The 20332-nt window shown below is 66.0% G+C and carries 19 protein-coding genes, 1 tRNA gene and 1 pseudogene; 18 read left to right on the top strand and 3 right to left on the bottom strand.

The window, feature by feature from the left end; genetic code table 11:
- From ACE3SS_RS11570 to ACE3SS_RS11515, 12 genes and pseudogenes are all read left to right on the top strand, one after another.
- Positions 1 to 562: flagellar biosynthetic protein FliR (locus ACE3SS_RS11570; protein WP_374594052.1), on the top strand; the 562-nt coding region annotated here is incomplete at its 5' end.
- A 64-nt stretch (positions 563 to 626) separates the two neighbouring features.
- Positions 627 to 875, top strand: a pseudogene (locus tag ACE3SS_RS11565) (PAAR domain-containing protein); the annotation flags it as partial.
- Between the two features lie 310 nt (positions 876 to 1185).
- Positions 1186 to 1968 carry a hypothetical protein gene (locus tag ACE3SS_RS11560; protein WP_374594050.1) on the top strand — a complete coding sequence of 261 codons (783 nt, stop codon included), beginning with the start codon at positions 1186 to 1188 and terminating at the stop codon, positions 1966 to 1968.
- The gene (locus ACE3SS_RS11555; RefSeq protein WP_374594048.1) at positions 1965 to 2405 is read left to right on the top strand and encodes a hypothetical protein; all 441 of its coding nucleotides are present in this window, start codon (positions 1965 to 1967) and stop codon (positions 2403 to 2405) included. Before ACE3SS_RS11560 ends, ACE3SS_RS11555 begins: the two co-directional genes overlap by 4 nt.
- A 186-nt stretch (positions 2406 to 2591) precedes the next feature.
- Positions 2592 to 3743, top strand: a complete 1152-nt coding sequence (gene flhB, locus ACE3SS_RS11550) for a flagellar biosynthesis protein FlhB (RefSeq protein ID WP_374594046.1) — start codon at positions 2592 to 2594, stop codon at positions 3741 to 3743.
- A complete protein-coding gene (flhA, locus tag ACE3SS_RS11545; protein ID WP_374594044.1) occupies positions 3740 to 5833 on the top strand; it encodes a flagellar biosynthesis protein FlhA in 2094 nt (697 codons plus the stop codon). Before flhB ends, flhA begins: the two co-directional genes overlap by 4 nt.
- A complete protein-coding gene (flhF, locus tag ACE3SS_RS11540; RefSeq protein ID WP_374594042.1) occupies positions 5830 to 7701 on the top strand; it encodes a flagellar biosynthesis protein FlhF in 1872 nt (623 codons plus the stop codon). Before flhA ends, flhF begins: the two co-directional genes overlap by 4 nt.
- Before the next feature lie 28 nt (positions 7702 to 7729).
- Positions 7730 to 8557 (top strand): MinD/ParA family protein, encoded by an 828-nt coding sequence (locus tag ACE3SS_RS11535; RefSeq protein ID WP_374594040.1) that lies wholly within the window; start codon positions 7730 to 7732, stop codon positions 8555 to 8557.
- A gap of 20 nt (positions 8558 to 8577) precedes the next feature.
- The gene (locus ACE3SS_RS11530; RefSeq protein ID WP_374594039.1) at positions 8578 to 9291 is read left to right on the top strand and encodes an RNA polymerase sigma factor FliA; all 714 of its coding nucleotides are present in this window, start codon (positions 8578 to 8580) and stop codon (positions 9289 to 9291) included.
- Between the two features lie 30 nt (positions 9292 to 9321).
- Positions 9322 to 10677, top strand: a complete 1356-nt coding sequence (locus tag ACE3SS_RS11525; RefSeq protein ID WP_374594037.1) for a methyl-accepting chemotaxis protein — start codon at positions 9322 to 9324, stop codon at positions 10675 to 10677.
- 25 nt (positions 10678 to 10702) lie between these two features.
- A complete protein-coding gene (locus ACE3SS_RS11520) occupies positions 10703 to 11026 on the top strand; it encodes a DUF4124 domain-containing protein (protein WP_374594035.1) in 324 nt (107 codons plus the stop codon).
- Positions 11027 to 11091: 65 nt separating this feature from the next.
- Positions 11092 to 12342: an NADH:flavin oxidoreductase/NADH oxidase family protein gene (locus ACE3SS_RS11515; RefSeq protein WP_374594033.1), complete on the top strand. Its 1251-nt coding sequence runs from the start codon at positions 11092 to 11094 to the stop codon at positions 12340 to 12342.
- Positions 12343 to 12349: 7 nt separating this feature from the next.
- Here the strand turns inward: ACE3SS_RS11515 and ACE3SS_RS11510 are convergent, their stop codons facing one another.
- Positions 12350 to 12763 carry a rhodanese-like domain-containing protein gene (locus ACE3SS_RS11510; protein ID WP_374594031.1) on the bottom strand — a complete coding sequence of 138 codons (414 nt, stop codon included), beginning with the start codon at positions 12761 to 12763 and terminating at the stop codon, positions 12350 to 12352.
- 147 nt (positions 12764 to 12910) lie between these two features.
- Here ACE3SS_RS11510 and gpmA point away from each other — a divergent pair, with 147 nt between their 5' ends.
- Complete coding sequence (gpmA, locus tag ACE3SS_RS11505) at positions 12911 to 13654, top strand: 2,3-diphosphoglycerate-dependent phosphoglycerate mutase (RefSeq protein ID WP_374594029.1); 744 nt, start codon at positions 12911 to 12913, stop codon at positions 13652 to 13654.
- A gap of 28 nt (positions 13655 to 13682) precedes the next feature.
- Here the strand turns inward: gpmA and ACE3SS_RS11500 are convergent, their stop codons facing one another.
- Both ACE3SS_RS11500 and ACE3SS_RS11495 read right to left on the bottom strand, forming a co-directional pair.
- On the bottom strand, positions 13683 to 15017 hold the full coding sequence (locus ACE3SS_RS11500) for a diguanylate cyclase domain-containing protein (RefSeq protein ID WP_374594027.1): 1335 nt from the start codon (positions 15015 to 15017) through the stop codon (positions 13683 to 13685).
- Positions 15018 to 15149: 132 nt separating this feature from the next.
- On the bottom strand, positions 15150 to 16154 hold the full coding sequence (locus ACE3SS_RS11495) for a GGDEF domain-containing protein (protein WP_374594025.1): 1005 nt from the start codon (positions 16152 to 16154) through the stop codon (positions 15150 to 15152).
- Positions 16155 to 16350: 196 nt separating this feature from the next.
- Between ACE3SS_RS11495 and ACE3SS_RS11490 the strand changes: the two genes are divergently transcribed.
- From ACE3SS_RS11490 to ACE3SS_RS11470, 5 genes are all read left to right on the top strand, one after another.
- Positions 16351 to 17259 carry an NAD(P)-dependent oxidoreductase gene (locus ACE3SS_RS11490; protein WP_374594024.1) on the top strand — a complete coding sequence of 303 codons (909 nt, stop codon included), beginning with the start codon at positions 16351 to 16353 and terminating at the stop codon, positions 17257 to 17259.
- 8 nt (positions 17260 to 17267) lie between these two features.
- Positions 17268 to 17343 (top strand) — tRNA-Ala (locus ACE3SS_RS11485).
- A 550-nt stretch (positions 17344 to 17893) separates the two neighbouring features.
- Complete coding sequence (locus ACE3SS_RS11480) at positions 17894 to 19624, top strand: SIR2 family protein (protein ID WP_374594022.1); 1731 nt, start codon at positions 17894 to 17896, stop codon at positions 19622 to 19624.
- Positions 19621 to 20196, top strand: a complete 576-nt coding sequence (locus ACE3SS_RS11475; RefSeq protein ID WP_374594020.1) for a hypothetical protein — start codon at positions 19621 to 19623, stop codon at positions 20194 to 20196. Before ACE3SS_RS11480 ends, ACE3SS_RS11475 begins: the two co-directional genes overlap by 4 nt.
- Positions 20193 to 20332: AAA family ATPase (locus ACE3SS_RS11470; protein ID WP_374594054.1), on the top strand; the 140-nt coding region annotated here is incomplete at its 3' end. The genes ACE3SS_RS11475 and ACE3SS_RS11470, both read left to right, overlap by 4 nt.

The raw sequence follows: 20332 nt of genomic DNA, 5'->3' as shown, positions 1-20332 counted from the left end.
CTCTCCGCTCATGACCGGCGCCGTCGCGCAGCAGGTGCTCATCGGCCTGACGATGGGCTTTGCCGCGCGGGTGGTGTTCGCCGCCATCGAGTTCGCCGGCGAAATGGTCGGCCTGCAGATGGGCCTGAACTTTGCCTCGTTCTTCGACCCCACCACGGGTGGTCAATCGACGGCGGTGAGCCGCTTCTACGGCACCATCGCCTCGTGGCTCTTCGTCGTGCTCAACGGCCACCTGCTGCTCACTGCGGCGGTGGTGCAGAGCTTCCAGGCTTTTCCGGTGAGCGCGGAGCCGCTGGCCTTTCTGGCCACGGTGCAACCGCAGGTATGGGGCACCGAGGTCTTTCGCCTCGGCTTGTGGATCGCGCTGCCCATCATGGCCATGCTGCTGCTGGTGAACATGGTGATGGGCGTGATGTCTCGCGTGGCCTCGCAGCTCAACATCTTCGCGGTGGGCTTCCCGGTCACCTTGGGCGTGGGCCTGCTCGGCCTGTGGATGACGCTGCCGATGATGCAGGTGCCGTTCACCTTGGCGCTGGAGCGGATGCTGGGGTACTTTTTGTAGGCATCGCATCCGTCGCGGCGTCGCTAAACTCCTGCCCACAAAAAAACATCAGGAGGACGCTGCCATGGGCAGACCATTCATCGTGCTGGGCGACCAGACCGATCACGGCGGGCAAGTCATTGAAGCTTCTGGCATGAGCTTCGTGCACGGCAAGCGCATCGCCCGGGTGGGTGACAAGGTGACCTGCCCCAAGCGAGGCCACGGCCACACCACCGTCATCGTCACCGGTGACCCCACCATGATCGTCGATGGCCAGCCATTGGCCCGCCACGGCGACCAATGCGCCTGCGGCGCCAGGCTCATCGCCAGCCAGGGCGTTGCCCGCGCCGGCAACGTGCCCCCACCCGCCGCGCCGCCGCGACCGAATGTCGAGGCCGAGGTGGCCAAAGGGTTGGCGGTGCAGCTGGCGTTGCGGCCGCGGCCGGTTCGCGGCGAAACCTTCGATCACTTTTTCAAGCTGACGGACAGCCTCACAGGCGCGCCGCTGGCGCGGCAGCCCTATCGACTCGAAGCCAATGGGAAGGTGCTTGAAGGCGTGACCGATGAATACGGACACACCGCCCCCATTCCTACAGGCGTTCGCAAAGAAAGCGTTTCATGTTCAGTGCTGGGAGAGGTGCTCAATGGCTAACGGTTCAGCGATTCAGGTGATCGTCAAAGGCTCGGCGTGGTCCACGCCCCAATCAGACACGACCCCGACGCCCCTCGTCGGCAACGAATTCGAAACGGCGCTGCGCCTCATGCAAGCCGAAGCGGTCGCCTTCGCGGAAAGCGTGATCAAGGATCCGGCTGCGCGGGCTGAGTACGCCATGAAAACCAAAGCGGCATGCGATGAATTGATTGAGCGCGTGAAACAACGGCAAATCACACCGCACGAGGCGGCCAAAACGGCCAACGCCATGCGGAATCAAATCATGGAGCTGGCCCGAGCAAAGCTCTCGAACTTCGGGCTTGCTGTTTCTGAGAGCGTAAAAAAATCGGGCAAACAACTTCAAGAACTTGAAGATGTGTATGCGCTTCGGCGATACCAGCGTGCCTTTTCTACGCTTGCGCAAGTAGACAAAGAGCAGGTCTGGATGGATATCGTTCATGCCGCAGGGAAACCTCAAGCCGCCATGAACGGCTTCGCACGTTGGTACGGCGTGGCAGGGCGAACGTTGTTGATTGCATCGTTGGCTTACGCCGTTTATAGCGTGACCACGGCCAAAGACAAAACTCGCCAAACGGCCAAAGAAGGCACGACCTTGGCAGCTGGCGTAGCTGGCGGCGCAGCGGCGGGTGTCGGCGTAGCGCTGGTTGCAAGTACCCCTCCTGGTTGGGTCGTGGGGGTCGCCATGTTTGTCACCGCCGCCCTTGCTGGCGTTGGATCCGCTGAACTGTTCGATTATTTTTGGCCGGAACGATGATCCCGATCACTCGATTCAGTCTCGCTGGTTTCGATGCACCTTCAGCCAAAGCGGCGATGCGTGCCCGGTTGTTGTCAGATGGCGGCCCGACATCAACCCGCCTGCCTGGGCGTCGGGTGGTGAGTCAGTTTGCGTTGGATCGCGGCTATTTGGTGGCGACCGATTTCGATGACCCCTGGGAGGAGTGGACGTTTGTCTCTTTGCTTGATGAGCGTTTTCGTTTGCTCTCGTGCCGCCGGCTGGGATCATGGGGCACGGCTTTCGCCAGCAAAACGTTTTCACTCAAGGCCATCGAATGGGTGGACGCTTGCCACTTCGTTGCGGTGCCTTTTGACGAGGCTGACGGACGCTATCAATTCGCTATTCGGGCGTGGGGTATTCCATTTTTGTGGCCACGTCTTGAAAAACAGCTTCTTCACATTGAGGCGAGTTCGTGAAGACCTACCCGGAAGGGGTCAATCAACCGCAAGGCGTTACTTTCTCGGAGTTCAAGATTCAACGCAGCCGGTGGTGAAAAAGTCGCACTTCGCAAGGCCCGAATAAGGCGAACACCGACCGGCTTTTCTCGCTAAAGATTTCGGGGCGGCCCGCAAGAATGGCATGGCAAGGAAGTTCCACCCGCCATGGCCGACGACTCACAAGACCGCCAGTTACCCGCCTCAGCCAAAAAGCTGCAGCGCGCCCGCCGCGAAGGCCAGGTGGTGCGTTCACGCGACCTGGGCCACCTGGCGGTGGTGCTGGGGGCGACGGGTGTGTTGATGGCGGTGGCGCCCAAGGCCACGGCTCGCATGCAGGAATTGCTGGCCGTGGGGCTGCGCTTCGACGCCCGCACCGTGGCCACGCCGGACGTGATGCTCGACCGACTGGCCATGTTCGGCGGGTTGGTGCTGATGATCGTGGTGCCGCTGGCGCTGGCCGTGGGCCTGGCCTCCGCCGCCGCGAGCCTGATGACGGGCGGTCTGGTCTGGACCTTCAAGCCGCTGATGCCGCAGTTCAGCCGCGTCAGCCCGATCAGCGGCTTTGGCCGGCTGTTCTCGAAAGACCACCTGATCGACACCCTCAAGGCCACCGCGCTGGCCGGCGTACTGGGCACGGTAGGCGCGATTTACTTGAAGCGCAGTTGGCCCGAGTTCGTGTCCGCCCTGGCGCAGCCGCTGCCTGCCGGCCTGGGCGAGGTCGTGCAGACGCTGGGCACCGGGCTCAAGCTGATGATCTTGACGCTGGCGCTGTTTGCGCTGATCGACTGGCCTCTGCAACGCCATTTGTTCATGTCGAACATGAAGATGAGCAAGCAGGAGCTGAAGGACGAAATGCGCGAGTCCGAAGGCAACCCCGAGATGAAGGGCCGCATCCGCAACATCATGCGGCAACGGGCCCGCAAGCGCATGCTGGCCGCCGTGCCCAAGGCCGATCTGGTCGTGATGAACCCCACCCACTACGCCGTGGCGCTCAAGTACGACGACGCCGTGATGGCCGCGCCGCGCGTGGTGGCCAAGGGCGTGGACGCGCTGGCCCTGCGCATTCGCGACGTGGCCAACGAACACGAGGTGCCTGTGCTCGAAGCGCCGCCGCTGGCGCGGGCGCTGTATGCCCATTCCGAGGTGGACGGCGAGATCCCGATGGCGCTCTACAGCGCGGTCGCGCAGGTGCTGGCTTACGTTTACCAACTGCGCTCGGCGCTGATGGGCCAGATGCCCATGCCCGGCAACATGCCCGACCTGGTGATTCCGCCCGACATGGACCCGCACAACAAAGCTAGCAAGGCTGCCACATGAACGAGCTGATCCAACGCCTGCAGGCCTGGCTGGGGCCGAACGCCAAGATGCTGCAAGGCCTGGCGGCCCCGATCATGATCGTGGCCATCCTGGGCATGATGGTGTTGCCGCTGCCGGCCTTCGTGCTGGACGTGTTCTTCACCTTCAACATCGCCATGGCCCTGATGGTGATGCTGGTGGCGGCCTACATGCTGCGTCCGCTCGACTTCGCCGCCTTCCCGGCCGTGCTGCTGTTGACCACGTTGATGCGCCTGTCGCTCAACGTGGCCTCGGCCCGCGTGGTGCTGCTGCAGGGCCACACCGGCACCGGCGCCGCCGGCCGCGTGATCGAGTCGTTCGGGCACTTCTTGATCGGCGGCAACTTCGCGGTCGGCCTGATCGTGTTCGCCATCCTGGTGGTGATCAACTTCATCGTGATCACCAAGGGGGCCGAGCGGATCGCCGAAGTTGGTGCCCGCTTCACCTTGGACGCCATGCCCGGCAAGCAGATGGCCATCGACGCCGACCTGGGCGCCGGCCTGATCGACGAGCCCGAGGCCAAGCGCCGCCGCGCCGAGCTGAGCGAAGAAGCATCCTTCCACGGCTCGATGGACGGTGCCTCGAAGTTCGTGCGCGGCGATGCCGTGGCCGGCATGCTGATCCTGTTCATCAACATCATCGGCGGCTTCATCATCGGCGTGGCCCAGCACGACATGTCGGCGGGCGACGCGGCCAGCACCTACGTGCTGCTGGCGGTGGGCGACGCGCTGGTGGCGCAGATCCCGGCGCTGCTGATCTCGGTGTCCGCCGCGATGGTGGTGACCCGTGTCGGCAAAGAGCAGGACATGGGCGCGCAGATCATCGGCCAGATGTTCGGCAGCGGCAAGGCGGTGGGCATTGCCGGCGGCGTGATCGCGCTGCTGGGCATCATCCCGGGCATGCCGCACGTGGTGTTCCTGCTGATGGCGGGCCTGATGATCTGGCTGGCGCACACCATGGAACAGCGCAAGAAGAAGGCCGCCGCCGAGGCCGCCGTCAGCACCGCCGTGGCCGCGCCCGCCGAGGCCAACGCCGAAGCCAGCTGGGACGACCTGCAGCCCATCGACACGCTCGGCCTGGAGGTGGGCTACCGCCTGATCCAGCTGGTGGACAAGGCTCGCGGCGGCGACCTGCTGGGCCGCATCAAGGGCGTGCGCCGCAAGTTCGCGCAAGAAGTCGGCTTTCTGCCGCCGGCCGTGCACATCCGCGACAACCTCGAACTCCGCCCCAGTGCCTACCGCATCGTGATGCGCGGCGCGGTGATCGGCGAGGGCGAGTGCTTCCCCGGCATGTTCCTGGCGATCAACCCGGGCGGCAACAAGCTGGCGTTGCCGGGCACGGCCGCCACCGACCCCGCATTCGGCCTGCCCGCCATCTGGATTGAGGAGCGCCAGAAAGAAACCGCCCAAATGGCCGGCTATACGGTGGTTGATTCCTCGACCGTGGTGGCGACCCACCTTTCACACTTGATGCAACAACATGCATCCAAGTTGCTGGGCCGGGTCGAGGTGCAACAACTGGTCGAGCATGTGACCAAACTGGCCCCGAAATTGATCGAAGACGTGGTTCCCAAAATGATCGGCATCCCGGTTCTGCAAAAAGTGCTGCAGCTCCTGCTCGAAGAAGGGGTGCACATTCGCGACATGCGCTCGATCGTCGAAGCGCTGGCCGAGAACGGTCAGGCCGCCAACGACCCCGTCGACCTGGCCCGCCGCGTGCGCGTGGCCCTGGCGCCGTCGATCATGCAGCAGATCTACGGCCCGGTGCGCGAGCTCGACGTCATCGCCATCGAACCCGATCTCGAACGCCTGCTCACCCAGGCCTTCACCTCGCCCGGCGGCCCGGTGCTCGACCCCGGCGTGGCCGACCACATCAGCCGCTCGGCCGCCGACGCGCAAAACCGCCAAGAACATCTGGGCCACCCGGCCTGCCTGCTGGTGCCGGACGCCATCCGCGCGCCGCTGGCCCGTCTGCTCAAGCGTGCCGCGCCGCGTCTGCGGGTGATCGGCCACAGCGAAATTCCTGATACCCACTCGATCCGCATCGGCACGCTCATCGGAGGTCACGCATGAACGTCAAACGCTTTACCGGCCGCAACTCGCGTGAGGCCATGCAAAAGGTTCGTCAGCAATACGGTGACGATGCAGTGGTGCTGTCCACCAAGCCCTGCGCCGAAGGCGTCGAGATCCTGGCCATGGCGCACGGCGCGATGGACTCGATCGAGCGTCTGGCCGAGCCTCGCGAGCGCGTGGCGCCGTCGTTTGGCGCCGAGCCTGCCGCGCCGGCCCCGAGCGCCCCGCGTGCCCGCAAGTCGGCTCCGGCCCAGCCGGCCGCTCCGGCTGCTGCAGCCGCCCCGGCCCGCGACCCCTTCACCGAAGAAACGGTGGGCGAGGACATCAAGCGTCTGGCCATGAGCACGCTGTCCTTCCAGGATTACGTGCGCGAGCGCCTGCTCAAGCGCCGCCAGGCCGCGCTCAAGGGTCACACCGAAAAAGAACACATCGAGCCCAGCTTCCAGATGGAGGCCCCGGCCGCCAAGCCCGCGCTGCCCACCAAGCCCGAGGTGCCGCAGCAGTCGCTGGCGCAGCGCCTGGCCGAGCGCCAGCGCACCTTCGCGCAGGCTGCCCAGGCCGCCGAAGCCGCGATGAAGGCCGCGACGATGAAGAACGTGCCGCCGCTGGCCCTGGGCGACGAGCCCGCCCAGCCGGTGGCGCCGCAAATGCAGGCGCCGGTGCAGCAACCGGTGCAGCAACCGATGCAGTCGCCCGTGCAACACGCCCAGCCGCAGCATGCCGAGGCCCGCCCGCGCGCCGAGGTGGTGCCCATGCCGGCTCCGGGCGTGCGCCCTGCCGCCAAGCCCGCGCTGCGCGAGCCGCCCGTGCTGCGCGAAGAAGTGCGCGGCGGCGCCAGCGTGCCCTCGCTGTCCGACGTGCAAGCCCCCAGCAACGCCCGCGCCAGCGCCGAGATGATGGACGAGCTGCGCGCCATGAAAGGCCTGATCGAAGAGCGCTTCGGTGCCATCGCCTTCATGGAGAAACTGCAGCGCACGCCCAGCCAGGCGCACCTCGCGCAAAAGCTGCTCGACTGCGGCTTCTCGCCCGCTCTGATCCGCAAGCTGCTCGACGGCATGCCCGCCGAAGTGATCGCCGGCACGGCTGACGAAGGCGACTGGGCCGGCACCGTGCTCGAGCGCAACCTGCTCACCGGCGAAGGCGACGTGGCCATCGAAGACCAGGGCGGCGTGTTCGCGCTGGTCGGCTCCACCGGCGTCGGCAAGACCACCACCACCGCCAAGCTGGCCGCCGCGTTTGCCGCCAAGCACGGCGCCTCGAACCTCGGCCTGATCACGCTGGATGCGTATCGGATCGGCGCCCACGAACAACTGCGCGCCTACGGCCGCATCCTCGGCGTGCCGGTGCACACCGCCCACGACCGCCCGGCGCTCGAAGACCTGCTCGAACTGTTGGCCGGCAAGAAGCTGATCCTGATCGACACGGCCGGCATGGCCCAGCGCGACAGCCGCACCCGCGAGTTGCTCGACATGCTGGCCCACCCCAGCATCCGCAAGCTGGTGGTGGTGAATGCCTCGGCCCAGGGCGAAACCATCGAAGACGTGCTCGTGTCGTACCGCGCCGCGGCGGCCTCGGGCATCGTTTTGTCCAAGCTCGACGAGGCCGTCAAGCTCGGTCCGGCGCTGGATGCGGTGATACGTCACAAGCTGAAGGTGATCGGTGTGGCAAACGGCCAGCGCGTGCCTGAAGATTGGCATCGTTTGTCAGCCCAGGCTCTGGTGCACCGCGCCCTGCGTGGCGGCGGCAGCCCGGCCTACCGGCTCGATGCCAGTGAGGTGAACCTCGTGTTCTCGACTCCGACCCTGCCGAACCCTGCCGTCGCGGCTCATGCGCGCCGCCCGGCTGGTTCGTTGCCCGCAGGTCAGTGACACCCACCAGCCGTACGAGACAAACAACATGACTGAGCACCACGGCACACCCGCTCACCCGACCGATCAGGCGCACGGCTTGCGCCAGATGTTCAACAGCCGCGTCCAGCGCTTCGTACCCATCGTCTCGAACCCCCACCTGCTGTTTGGCGGCGTGGTGCTGGAGCGCCTGTGCTCCGCCTGGGGCGAAATGGGCTTGAGCACCCTGGTGGTGGACGCCGGCGAGCGTTCCAGCCCGCCGCGCGAGCTGGCCGAGTTCGACTTGCGCGAAGGCATCGAAAGCCTGTCGTCGCAAGTGCATTACCTCTCGGCGCGCGGCCTGCCCCTGCGCCATGTGGACGCCCACGGCTCCAGCGCCAGCTTCATCGACGCACTCGCCCAGGCCGCGCCCGGTGTGGACGTGGTGCTGGTGCACGCCAGCGCCAGCGAACTGGCCCGCATGTTCGGCCGCGCCGCGCGCCGCGATGGCGCCCACCGCCTGTGCCCCGCCGTGCTGGTGGACGAGCGGGCCGAATCGATCACGCATGCCTACGCCGGCATCAAGACGATGGCCACGCGTGCCGGCCTGCTGGCGCACAACCTCATCGTCTGCTCGGCCGGGCGGGGCGCTGGCGCGCAACAGATCGCGCAACGCCTGGCCACGTGTTCCGACAGTTTTTTGGGCGCCGCGCAACGCAGCTGGATCGAGATCGACCCGCTGCAGCCCGCCACCGAGGCGCCGCACCCGATGCTGCGCGCCTATGCCCGCGAATTGCTCGACGCTGCCTTGCCGTACCTGAGCAGCGACAGTCTGACCCTTGCGGCAGCCGGCCCCGGCGCCGCGCTGCCGGCCCGCCTGGCCCCGGTGCTGAATTGAAGGAAGGTATGGAGACCAACATGTACACGGCAAAAGGGCGACTGGACATCGACAGCCTGCTCAAGCAGTACAGCCCGCTGGTGCGGCGTCTGGCCCATCAGATGATCGCCAAGCTGCCGGCCAACGTCGAGATCGACGACCTGATCCAGGTCGGCATGATCGGCCTGACCGACGCGCTCACGCGCTTTGACGCCGAGCAGGGCGTGCAGTTCGAGACCTTCGCCACGCAACGCATTCGCGGCGCCATGCTTGATGAACTGCGCGGCGCCGACTGGATGAGCCGCGGCACGCGCAAGCAACAGCGCGAGATCGAGGCCGCCGTGCACCGCCTGGAGCAACGCCTGGGCCGCGCGCCGGTCGAGAGCGAAATCGCCAAGGAAATGAGCATCAGCCTCACCGAGTACCAGGAGCTGCTGGGCAAGGTGCGCGGCACGCAGCTGATCTACCTCGAAGACATGAGCGGCGACGATGGCGACAGCGACTTTCTCGATCGCCACGTCACGTCGGACGGCAGCGACCCGCTGAGTTTGCTGTCCGACCACAAGATGCGCGCCGCGCTGGTCGAGGCCATCAAGGCGCTGCCCGAGCGCGAGCAGTACGTGATGAGCATGTACTACGAGCAAGACATGAACCTGAAAGAGATCGCCGCGGTGTTGGGCGTGACCGAATCTCGCGTCTGCCAGCTGCACAGCCAGTCCATCGCCCGACTGCGCGTGAAGCTGCGCGAGTGGTGAGCACGGTGTCGTAGAGCGAGGGCCGGAGCCATGTGGGCCATACTGAAAAAGCCAGCGACGGCTACAAGGTCGCCCGAGGTTCAAGAGCCTGTCGTTGACGGCGGGGTGCGGCAGCTGGCGCTGTCGCTGCAAGAGCGTTCGTCCAGCCTGGGCCGTCAGGCCGCCGAGGTGCGCGGCATCATCGACGACAGCATCGCGGTGTCGAACCACCAGTCGCAGGCGATGGCCGTGCTGGCCGAGCGCCTGGGCGGCATCCAGCATGCGCAGAACACCATCGGCCAGCAGTCGCAGGTCAGCCTGATGGCCATGGGCCGCGCGCGCGAGACGGTCGAGCAGGTCGGCAACGAAGTGGCCGGCATCGTCGACTCGCTGCGCGCCGTGGCCGAGGCCGCCACCCAGATCACCCAGATCGCCCTGCAGACCCGGCTGGTGGCCTTCAACGCCTCGGTCGAGGCCAAGCGCGCCGGCGAGGCCGGGCGAGGCTTCAGCGTGGTGGCCGACGCGGTGAAAGACCTCGCCGGTCAGGTCGAGTCCACGTCCAAGGAAATCATGACCACGGTGGGGCGGCTCGACAGCCGCATCGAGGCGTTGTCGAACGACATCCGCGCCAACAAGGCGGCCGACCACCGGCCGCCGAGCGCATTCCACCAGGCGCTCGACGACGTCGAAAAGAGCGTGCTGGCGATCACGTCGGCGGCGGTCGAGAGCGACGACATCTCGCGCGGCGTGAACGAGCAGATGCACGCCATCGAGCAGGCCGTGCAGCAGATGAGCGCCAAGCTGGGCGAGGCCTCGTCGCAGAGCGAGGGCTTCTTGCGCATGGCCGAGCACCTGATGGAGGTGATCGCCGGTTGCGGCGTGGTGACCGACGACACCCCGTACATCCAGGCCGCGCAACAGGCCGCGGGCGAAATCGCCGCGCTGTTCGAGCTGGCGCTGGGCAACGGCCAGATCAGCCAGGCCGATTTGTTCGACGAGCGCTACCAGCCCATCGAAGGCACCAACCCGCAGCAGCACCTCACGCGCTTCGTGGGGCTGACCGACCGCATCCTGCCGGCGGTGCAAGAAAAAATGCTGCGCCTGTCCGACAAGGTGGTGTTCTGCATCGCCGCCGACCGCAACGGCTACATCGCCACGCACAACAAGAAATACTGCAACCCGCAGCGCGTGGGCGACGTGGTCTGGAACACCGCCAACAGCCGCTATCGCCGCATCTTCAACGACCGCACCGGGCTGGCTTCGGCGCGCAACGAGCGTCCCTTCCTGCTGCAGACCTATCGGCGCGACATGGGCGGCGGCCGCTTCGTGCTGCTCAAGGAGGTGGCCGCCCCGATCATCGTGGCCGGTCGCCACTGGGGTGGGCTGCGTCTGGCTTATCAGTTCTGAACCCTGTTGTTGTATTGGGGGTGCCATGCGTCATGAACATCAAGCTGAGCAGATTCGAGGCCTCGCCTCGCTTGGGTGGCGTGCCGCCCGACGCGCGCGGATCGCATTGATCGCGTTGCTGGCCTGGCCGGCGACCTGCGCGGTGGCGGGGGCGCTCTACATCTGGGTGGATGCCGAGGGCAACAAGCATGTGTCCGACCAGCCGCCCATCGGCGAGAGCTACAACACCAAGCTCGACACCACGCGCAAGATGACCGGCACCGCGCCGGGCGCCCGACTGTTCGCGCCGGCATCGGCGGCGTCCGCTGCCTCGGCGCCAGCTTCGGGCGCGGCGACGCCCCGGCACTGACCACGCCCTGCGCGCTCGGGCCAGCGGTGCTGTAATCGCGGCTTCTCAAGTCGTTGGAGACGCCCGTGACCCCGCAAACCGTTCTGGCGCAATCGCTCGCCCTGCCCAATGGCATCGTCATCAAGAACCGTCTGGCCAAGTCCGCCATGAGCGAGGCGCTGGCCTCGCGAGACAGCAGTCCCACCGACGCGCTGGCCGAGTTGTATGGCCAGTGGGCCCGAGGGGGCGTGGGGCTGTGCATCACCGGCAACGTGATGATCGACCGCCGCGCGCTGGGCGAGCCCGGCAACGTGGTGGTCGAGAGCGAGCGCGATCTGGCCGCGCTGCGGCGCTGGGCGCAGTCGGGCACCCAGGGCGGCACGCAGCTGTGGATGCAGCTCAACCACCCCGGCAAACAGGCGCCCAAGGGCTTGAACCGCGAAAACGTGGCGCCCTCGGCGGTGCCGTTCCGGCCCGAGCTGGCGGCGTTCTTCCCGGTGCCACGCGAGCTGACCGAGCCCGAGATCCTCGACCTCATCCAGCGCTTCGGTCGCGCCGCCGCCGTCGCCAAGCAGGCCGGCTTCAGCGGCGTGCAGATCCACGGCGCGCACGGCTATCTGGTGAGCCAGTTTCTGTCGCCGCACCACAACCGGCGCACCGACCGCTGGGGCGGCAGCGCCGAGAACCGCCGCCGCTTCGTGCTCGAGGTGTTGGCCGAGATCCGCCGGCAGGTGGGCCCGGCCTTTCCGGTGGGCATCAAGCTGAACTCGGCTGACTTCCAGCGCGGCGGCTTCACCGAAGACGAATCGCTCGACACCGTGCGGGCGCTGGCCGCCGCCGGCATCGACCTCATCGAAATTTCGGGTGGCACCTACGAGGCGCCGGCGATGACCGGCATCAAGCAGCAACCGGCCAAAGACAGCACGCGTCGGCGCGAGGCCTACTTTCTCGACTTCGCCGAAAAGGCGCGCGCCGCCGTGCAGGTGCCCCTGATGCTGACCGGCGGCTTTCGCAGCCTGGAGGGCATGGCCGGGGCGATCGAATCGGGTGCCATCGACTTGGTGGGCATGGCCCGTTCGCTGGCCTTGGAGCCCGACGTGCCCAACAAGCTGCTGCGCGGCGAGCAGCCCCGGCAGGTGGTGCGCCCCATCAAGACCGGCATTGGCGCCATCGACCGCACCGGCATGCTCGAGGTGTCGTGGTACACGCGTCAGCTCAAGCGCATTGCCAACGGCGAGCCGCCGCGGCCGCGCGAGTCCGGCCTGAAGGTGTTCTTGATCAACGCCTGGAAGATGGCCGCGGCTGGTCGCAGGCAACCCAAGCGGCTGCGCGCCTGAAACAGGGTCAGGCCGATTTCTCGATCGGCATGTTGGCTTCGCGCCAGGCGGCCAGGCCGCCGGCCAGCACGTGGGTGTTTTCGTGACCCAGACCGCGCAGCACGGTCGCGGCCTTGGCGGCCCGCATGCCCTTGGCGCACACCACCACCACCGGCAGCGCCTTGTTGGCGGGCAGGCCCTTGACGCCCGCCGCCAGCGTGCCCAGCGGGATGTTGCGGGCGCCGTTGACGTGGCCGGCGGCGAATTCGGCCGGCTCGCAGACGTCGATCACCACGGCCTTGTCGCGGTTGATCAGGTTGACCGCGTCGTTCACCGACACCCCGCCGCTGCTTTGCGCGCCCGTGATCGCCGGCCACAGCAGCATCCCGCCCGACACGGCGGCCATCACGAACAAATACCAGTTTTCAATGAAGAAGCTCACGGCTGCGGTCCTTGGGTGTAGAGGCGCACCCCGCAGCTCAGGGGCGGGGCGCGAAGCCTCGAATTATAAAATTGCCGGTTTGGCTTGGCTGCCACAACCGTGCGGCCGGGCCTTGCAGGTTTTGTCATCAAGCGAAGGCGCCACCCCATGTACAAGCTCGTTCTCATTCGCCACGGCGAATCGACCTGGAACCTCGAAAACCGTTTCACTGGCTGGACCGACGTCGAACTGACGCCCACCGGCATCTCGCAAGCCATGTCGGCCGGCAAGCTGCTCAAGGCCGAAGGCTACGACTTCGACATCGCCTACACCTCGGTGCTCAAGCGCGCCATCCACACGCTGAACTACTGCCTCGAAGAGATGGACCGCATCTGGCTGCCGGTGGTCAAGAGCTGGCGCCTCAACGAGCGCCACTACGGCGGCCTGCAGGGCCTCAACAAGGCCGACATGGCCAAGCAATACGGTGACGAGCAGGTGCTCGTCTGGCGCCGCAGCTACGACACCCCGCCGCCCGCGCTCGACGCCAACGACCCGCGCGGCCAGCGTCAAGACCGCCGCTACGCCGACCTGAACCCGGAGCTGGTGCCGCTGACCGAGTGCCTGAAAGACACCGTGGCCCGCGTGCTGCCCTACTGGAACGAAGAGATCGCCCCGACCATCAAGAGCGGCAAGCGCGTGGTGATCGCCGCGCACGGCAATTCGATCCGCGCGCTCGTCAAGTATCTCGACAACATCGGCGACGCCGACATCGTGGGCGTGAACATCCCCAACGGCATCCCGCTGGTCTACGAGCTCGACGCCGATCTCAAGCCCATCAAGCACTACTACCTGGGCGATGCCGAGGCTGCGGCCAAGGCCGCCGCCGCCGTGGCCACGCAAGGCAAGGCCTGAGCGTCAGCGCACCGCCTCGGCTCGCGCCTCACGCGGGCGGAGGCTGGAAGCCGCAGACGCGATTGCGGCCGTTGTCCTTGGCGGTGTAGAGCGCCCGATCGGCGCGCTCGGGCAGCCAGCTGACGGGCGTGTGGGGCGTGGGCGCCAGGCTCGCGGCCCCCACGCTGACCGTGACCACGCGAGCCGTGGGCGAGCCCCGGTGCGGCAGGCCCAGGGCTTCGACGGCCTGACGCACACGGCGAGCCACGCCCAGGGCGTGCTCCTGCGTGGTCTGGGGCAGCAACACCACGAATTCTTCGCCGCCGTAGCGCGCGCACAAATCCGAGCCGCGCTGCACGCTGTCGCGGATGGCCGCTGCGACGCGGGCCAGGCAGACGTCGCCGGCCTGATGGCCGTGCAGGTCGTTGTCGGCCTTGAAGTGGTCGATGTCGATGTAGAGCATCGCGATCGATTCATGGTTGCGCAGGGCGCGGCTCCACTCGGCGTGCAGGCGCTGATCGAACGAGCGACGGTTGTCCAGCCCCGTCAGCGGGTCGGACTTCGACAGGTGATCGAATTCATCGCGCGAGCGGCGCAGGCGGCTGGCTTCGATGCGCTGGAGCAATGCGGCGAGGTAGCTGCGCCGCGTGTCGGCCTCCATCTGGTAATTCGCCATCAGGCTGATCACGATGGCGCCCATCATCACGCCGACGCTGTTGAACTTCACGTTCATCGTCATGTCGACCAGCCCTCCGACGCCGACGACGTACATCGCGAGGACGACGGCAGACGTCAGGGCAGCGTAGCCGAAGCGCTGGCGCACCACGATGGCGCCGAACATCAGCACGAGGATCACGCCGGAGTGATATTGCAGCGCGTTGGGGTGCAAGCTGCGCGTGAACAGGTAGACGATGCTCGCCGACACCAGCGTCAACATGAAAGACACCACCGCTTCGCGCCACCGGCGCCACGGCTCATGCGGCAGCAGCAGGCTGGACAGCAGCAGCAGCGGGGTCACGATGCCGAGCCGCACCCAGCGCGCTTCGCCCACGATGTCGGGCAGCATCACCGCGTCGGCGAAGACGAACAGGTTGTACATCACCGTCGCCACCAGGCCCCAGAAGCGGTAGCGGCGCACCACCTGATCGGCCCGCTCGGCGTGAAAACGCGCTTCGAGGCGCGGCGGAAAGCGCAGCTTGGCCGGCGAGCGCGTCAGGGCCTGGGCCGTGTCGTAGGTCAAGTTCGGGTCGAGCGCCAGCAGCGAGTCGCGCGTGGCGGCGGCGGTGGCGTCCGCCTCACCCGATCCGTCGGTTCGATCGGCGTCGGCGTGCGGCGAAGTATCGGCAGAAGGGGGCAAGCCCGAGGCGGGCCGGTGGGCAGACATGCTCAGTATCCACAATACCTCTCCTTGTCGTGTTTGGGGAGGCGTGCGGGATGGTCAGTGAGTCATCACCCCGCAGGCAGACGCGGTTGCCGTGACAGTTTCACGCCGGCGCGCGCCGCCCGGGTGGCCGGGTCAGTTCATCTCGAACTGGATGCTGGCCAGCACCACGCGGTTGCCACCACGCTCGCGGGCCTGGGCCAGCGCCAGCTCGGAGCTGCGCAGCAGTTGTTCGACCGTGCCGGCCGTGTGCGGATAACTGGCCACGCCCATCGACACCGTGAAGTTGAGTTGCTGCCCCGACAGCGCCACGATGTGCTCGGCGCATTGGCGGCGCAGGCCTTCCATTCGGGCGTGCGCCGTGGCCAGGCCCACGCCGGACAGCAGGATGGAAAAGCGGTCGGTGCCCAGTCGGCAGGGCGAGTCCATGGCTCGGGTGTTGGCCCGCAGCAGGCGCCCCAGCGCCTCGATGACGCGATCGCGGGCGGCCTGACCGCGCTGTTCAGCGAAGGAGTCGAGGCCGTCGATCGAAATCGTGACGAGGGCGAATTCGCGATGCTCGCGGGCCGAGAGGTCGGACTCGCGGCGCAGCTGCTCTTCAAAGTGCATGCGCTGATACAAACCGGTGGCTTCGTCGCGCACATGGTGATCCTGCATCTCGCGGCGCAGGTGATGATTGGCCTGCTGCTGTTGCTCCAGTTGCATCAATGCCGCCTGCAGCTGGGTCTCGCGCTTGCGTTCGTTGCTGAGGTCGGTCCAGAGCGCCACCACCCAGCGCGGCGCGCCCGTGGCGTCGAGCACCACCGAACGCACGGCGTGGCAGTCGAGCCGGCTGCCGTCGGGGCGTTCCAGCCGGTGTTCGGCGCGCGACGGCTCGCCTCGCTGCGCCAGGGTCTGCTGATCGGCGGCACGCAGTGCCATGGCCTGCGACGAGCCGAACACATCGGCATCGGTGCGGCCGAGCAGGGTGTCGGCCGTCAAGCCCAGAATGCGCTCGGCCACCGCGTTGACCTGCTCGTAACGCCCGCTCGTCGCGTCTTTCACCGTCAGGCCCGCGCCAGACAGTTCGAGCAGGCCAAGCAGTGCAGCCGCCAGGGAGTCGGCCGGAGGCTGTGCAGATGGGGCGGGCGACAAGGACATTGGTGTGTCAATTTTGTAACAGTCGCGACGATCATAGCCTCCGAGTTGAAGCGTTCCCATCCCCAATACATGGATGTCGGCGTGCGGCAGCCAACTTCATCACGCAAGAGACAGCATCTGTTGCCAAGCCCTGGCGGCCGGCTCGCGTGGAGGCGTCGCATATAGGGGCGGGCGAATCGCGGGCATCATGCGGGGCATGACAACGTTGAATATCGCTTGGTTGGGGTGCGGTCTGATGGGGGCCCCCATGGTGCGGCGCCTGCTGGGCGCCGGTTTTCCGGTCACGGTCTGGAACCGCACCGCCAGCAAGGCGCTGGCTTTGCAGGGAGACGGTGCGCGGGTGGCGACCACGGCCGCGCAAGCGGTGGCCTCGGCCGATCTGGTGTTCACGATGCTGGAGCACGGCGGCGTGGTCGAGCAGGTGCTGTTCGACGGCCCCTCGGCGGCTTGCGCGGGGCTGCGCGCCGGGGCGTTGGTCATCGACATGAGTTCGATCCTGCCGCGTCAGGCGCAAGACCACGCCAGCCGCCTGACGGCACGGGGCGTGGCGTATCTCGATGCGCCCGTGTCGGGCGGCACCCTGGGCGCCGAGGCTGGCACCCTGGCCATCATGGCCGGCGGCTCGCTGGCCGATGTCGAGCGAGCGGCGCCAGCCTTCGCCGTGCTCGGCCGTGTCACCCATGTCGGGCCACATGGCGCGGGGCAACTCGCCAAGCTCGCCAACCAGATGATCGTCGGCATCAGCATTGGCGCCGTGGCCGAGGCTCTGCTGCTGGCGCAGCGCGGTGGGGCCGACATGGCCCAGGTGCGTCAGGCGCTGCGCGGCGGGTTTGCCGAAAGCCGCGTGCTGGAGGTGCATGGGCAGCGCATGGTCGATGGCGACTTCGCCAAGCGCGGCTCGCTGGCCATTCAGCTCAAGGACATGCGCAACGCGCTCGCCACGGCGGCCGAACTGGGCTTGCAGACGCCCGTCACGGCCTTGCTGGAGCGGCTCTACGCCGCGGCGGCCGAGCATGGTTTTGCCGAACTCGACCAGTCCGGGTTGTTCCGGGAGCTGGAGCGCCTGAACGCCCCTCTACAAACGGGCGCGCCGGATATAAACTAAGCCGCATCGGGCCGATAGCTCAGCTGGGAGAGCGCTGCGTTCGCAATGCGGAGGTCGTGGGTTCGATCCCCATTCGGTCCACCAATCAAATCAAGGACTTAGCGTGAGCTAGGTCCTTTTTCTTTGGGCAGCATGGGCAGCAAATGCTGCCCATGCTGCCCATGCTGCCCATGCTGCCCAATGACCGCTGCACAGCGCCATCTCAACGGAGTTTGGGCAGCAAGAAAATGCTGCCCAAGAACTTCGGGAGGGGCCCCTGATCCGTGCAGGAACAACAAACTGCTGCGGATATTTTGTTGGCTATGCCGCCGATGTCTTCGGCCAATTTCTCTCGGTGCATTTGCGCTGAATGCATTCTTCGCACATTTTTCGCTGAGACCAAGCGAGCGAACATTGAGCAACGGTAGTCGCCGATCATCCGGCTGAGCTTAGCGCTTGAGAGCAGACTTTCGACTCGCATGCCTATCGCCCGCTGTAGGCGACGGTTCAATTGCCGGTACAAGAATGTGTAAGCCAAAGTTTTTTCGTCTCACGGGACTCAGTCTTGGCGAATAAGTGCCAAACAGACAGACCCCAACGCCCAGCTCCCTAGCCGGTAATATCTGAGTAACAAGAAGGACTTCGGGGAGAACAGATGCCACTACCGCCCGCTGCGGCGATATCGGTCCGGGACACTCTGGATCTGCTGGACAAGTCGTTTCCTGACTTTGCCGAAGGCGTTGCGAACGGCCGCTACGCGTTCTGGCTGGGCTCAGGCATCTCGCTTGGCGTAGTTCCAGGTCTTTGGGGCGTCGTCGAGACCGTCGTCGAGTTCTTGCGTGCCAGCAGGAACACGGCGGACGCGACCTGCAAATTCAACCGTGCCTTGGGAGAGGCTCTTCAGCTCGCTGGGCTCAATGCCGCTCAAATAGCGGCGCTGGACTTGGCCATCCCCTTAAACACCTGGCCGCAGCTGACGAGAGAGGCGATCATTGGGGCGCTGCTCCAGAAGTACGCTAGGCTTCTCGCCATTCGCGTCGGAACAGAACCGTTCGACTACTTGGTGTGGAACGTCGTCAAGGTCCCCGAGACTTACGCTGCTGCGGCGCTCCAGCCCGATGTCGAACATCTGTGCCTTGCAGCGCTCAGCCTTGAAGGTATTGCGATCGACATGGTGTCAGCGAACTGGGACCCACTGGTGGAGCGAGCTGTAACCATCCTGACCCATGGGAACGTGGCCCTGGCCCCGACCGTGGTGGCCAAGCCCGACGAGGTGCAGTTGCCTCGCAACCGTGCGCGCATCATCAAGTTTCATGGATGCGCGGCGAAGGCCGCCGCCAACGAAGCTGACTACCGCCCGTGGCTGGTAGCCAGGCATGCCCAGATCGTCGGCTGGTGCGCGGATTTACCCAATCAGCCGTTCATGACCGCGCTCGTCGCGCTGATCAACGAGAAGCCGACCTTCATGCTTGGCTTGTCGGCCCAGGACGGCAACATCCAGCATGTGTTCCAAACGGCCGCTAAGCAAATTGCATGGGACATCAACGCCACCCCTCCTGGCTATGTGTTCTCCGAGAACGAACTTGGCCTGGACCAAAAGACGTTGCTAGAGAACGTCTACGGCAACCAGATCACTCCAGCCAACTATGACGCGGTTTGCGATGCCGCCAAGATTCAAGCTTTCGCCAAGCCGCTGCTGACGGCTCTGTTGCTTGACGTCCTCGCAAGGAAGCTGGTCGCCCTAATTGGCCTGATGCCCGGACCGCTGCCCAGTCACGAGCGACAACCGCTGATCGATGGGATCGGGCGGCTGCGCAATGACCTAGCCTCAGCCGCCACAACATCGGTCGCGTTCATCGTCGGCCTATTTGAAAGATGGGCGCGTGCATCGCAGCTACTGCGTGCTGGAGAGGTCACGGTGCCTGATGTGAAGTACTTGCCCATCTCCGCTGAAGCCATTCCGGGCATGGCAGGAAACCAAGATCAGGCTGCCTTGGGCTTGCGGGAGGCTGCCATCGCCCTCGGCCTGCTTGGTGCCGGCGTCGCTCGCGGCGACTGGACCTTGGACGCCGAACCGGCGGCAACTGGTGCAGGCGTTTTGGCCGTCACAAGCGCGCGGCTCGGCGCGTCCCGGACAAAGGTGTATCTCACCGCGAACGCGTATTTCGCGATGCTACTAATAGGGCACGGAGAACTCGATGAGTCGGAGGCGCCAATCCTGATCCAAGCCAAGCCTCTGATGCCCTCGATGTCCAGGTCACCGCTTGGATCTTTCGGTCGCACTGGCGTGCCGCTCACACGCGAGATCAGCATCGCGTCCATGATGGACACGTGCGGCACCTTCGATGAGCTGTACGCTGATTTCAGACGGGAGCTGGCCATATGACCGATTCGACCCCTGTAGGCCGTGTCGCATCCGCGCTGGTCGGTGCGTGCTACGTGCGACTTCCAGATGTTCTCGTCGTAGGCGGCATGAAGCTCGAATTCTCAGCTGCGTTCGTTCATCAGAAAAGCACGACTGAATTGGTCTTGGTCGCCGACACGGCGGCCGAGGATGACGCACTTCTCATCCGAAAAATGAATGGCGTAGCCCGGGCCTTGGACGTCAGCAGGTCGCGCCGATCACTAACTTTGGTCCTCGCCGGCCCACGGCCGAAGCCGGCGACACTAGAGTCTCTGGGCAGGGTCTGTAGGGTGCTGCCGCTGGGCAGCGTGACTGGCGCCGACGCCGACGTGGTCGTTCGCAATTGGCTGGCTGTGCTGTTGCCACTCAACGTGCCGCAGGCCGACGGCTCGGTGATCAATCCGCTGACGCGGATCGGTACCCTTGCAGAGAGTCTTGACGAGCCGCTGCGGCGCCTCGTTGACGTGGCTGCACAGGGCGAGTCTGCGGTTAAGCAGGGGCTGCACCGGCTTATCGATGACGCGTCGAGTGCACCCGAGGAGCAGGACTTATGAGTTTCCGCATCAATTCGATAACGGTTCGGAACTTCCGCAGCATCCGCGGTGACGTCACCGTACCGATGAACGCTCCGATCATCCTGGTCCATGGAAAGAACGGTGCTGGCAAGACTAGCCTGTTGTCAGGGATGGA

Origin of the sequence: Aquabacterium sp. (genome assembly GCF_041915145.1) — a bacterium.
Classification (GTDB): Bacteria; Pseudomonadota; Gammaproteobacteria; order Burkholderiales; family Burkholderiaceae_C; genus Aquabacterium.
The sequence above is the reverse complement of the archived record's forward strand: the minus strand, read 5'-3'. Positions and strand labels throughout refer to the sequence as shown.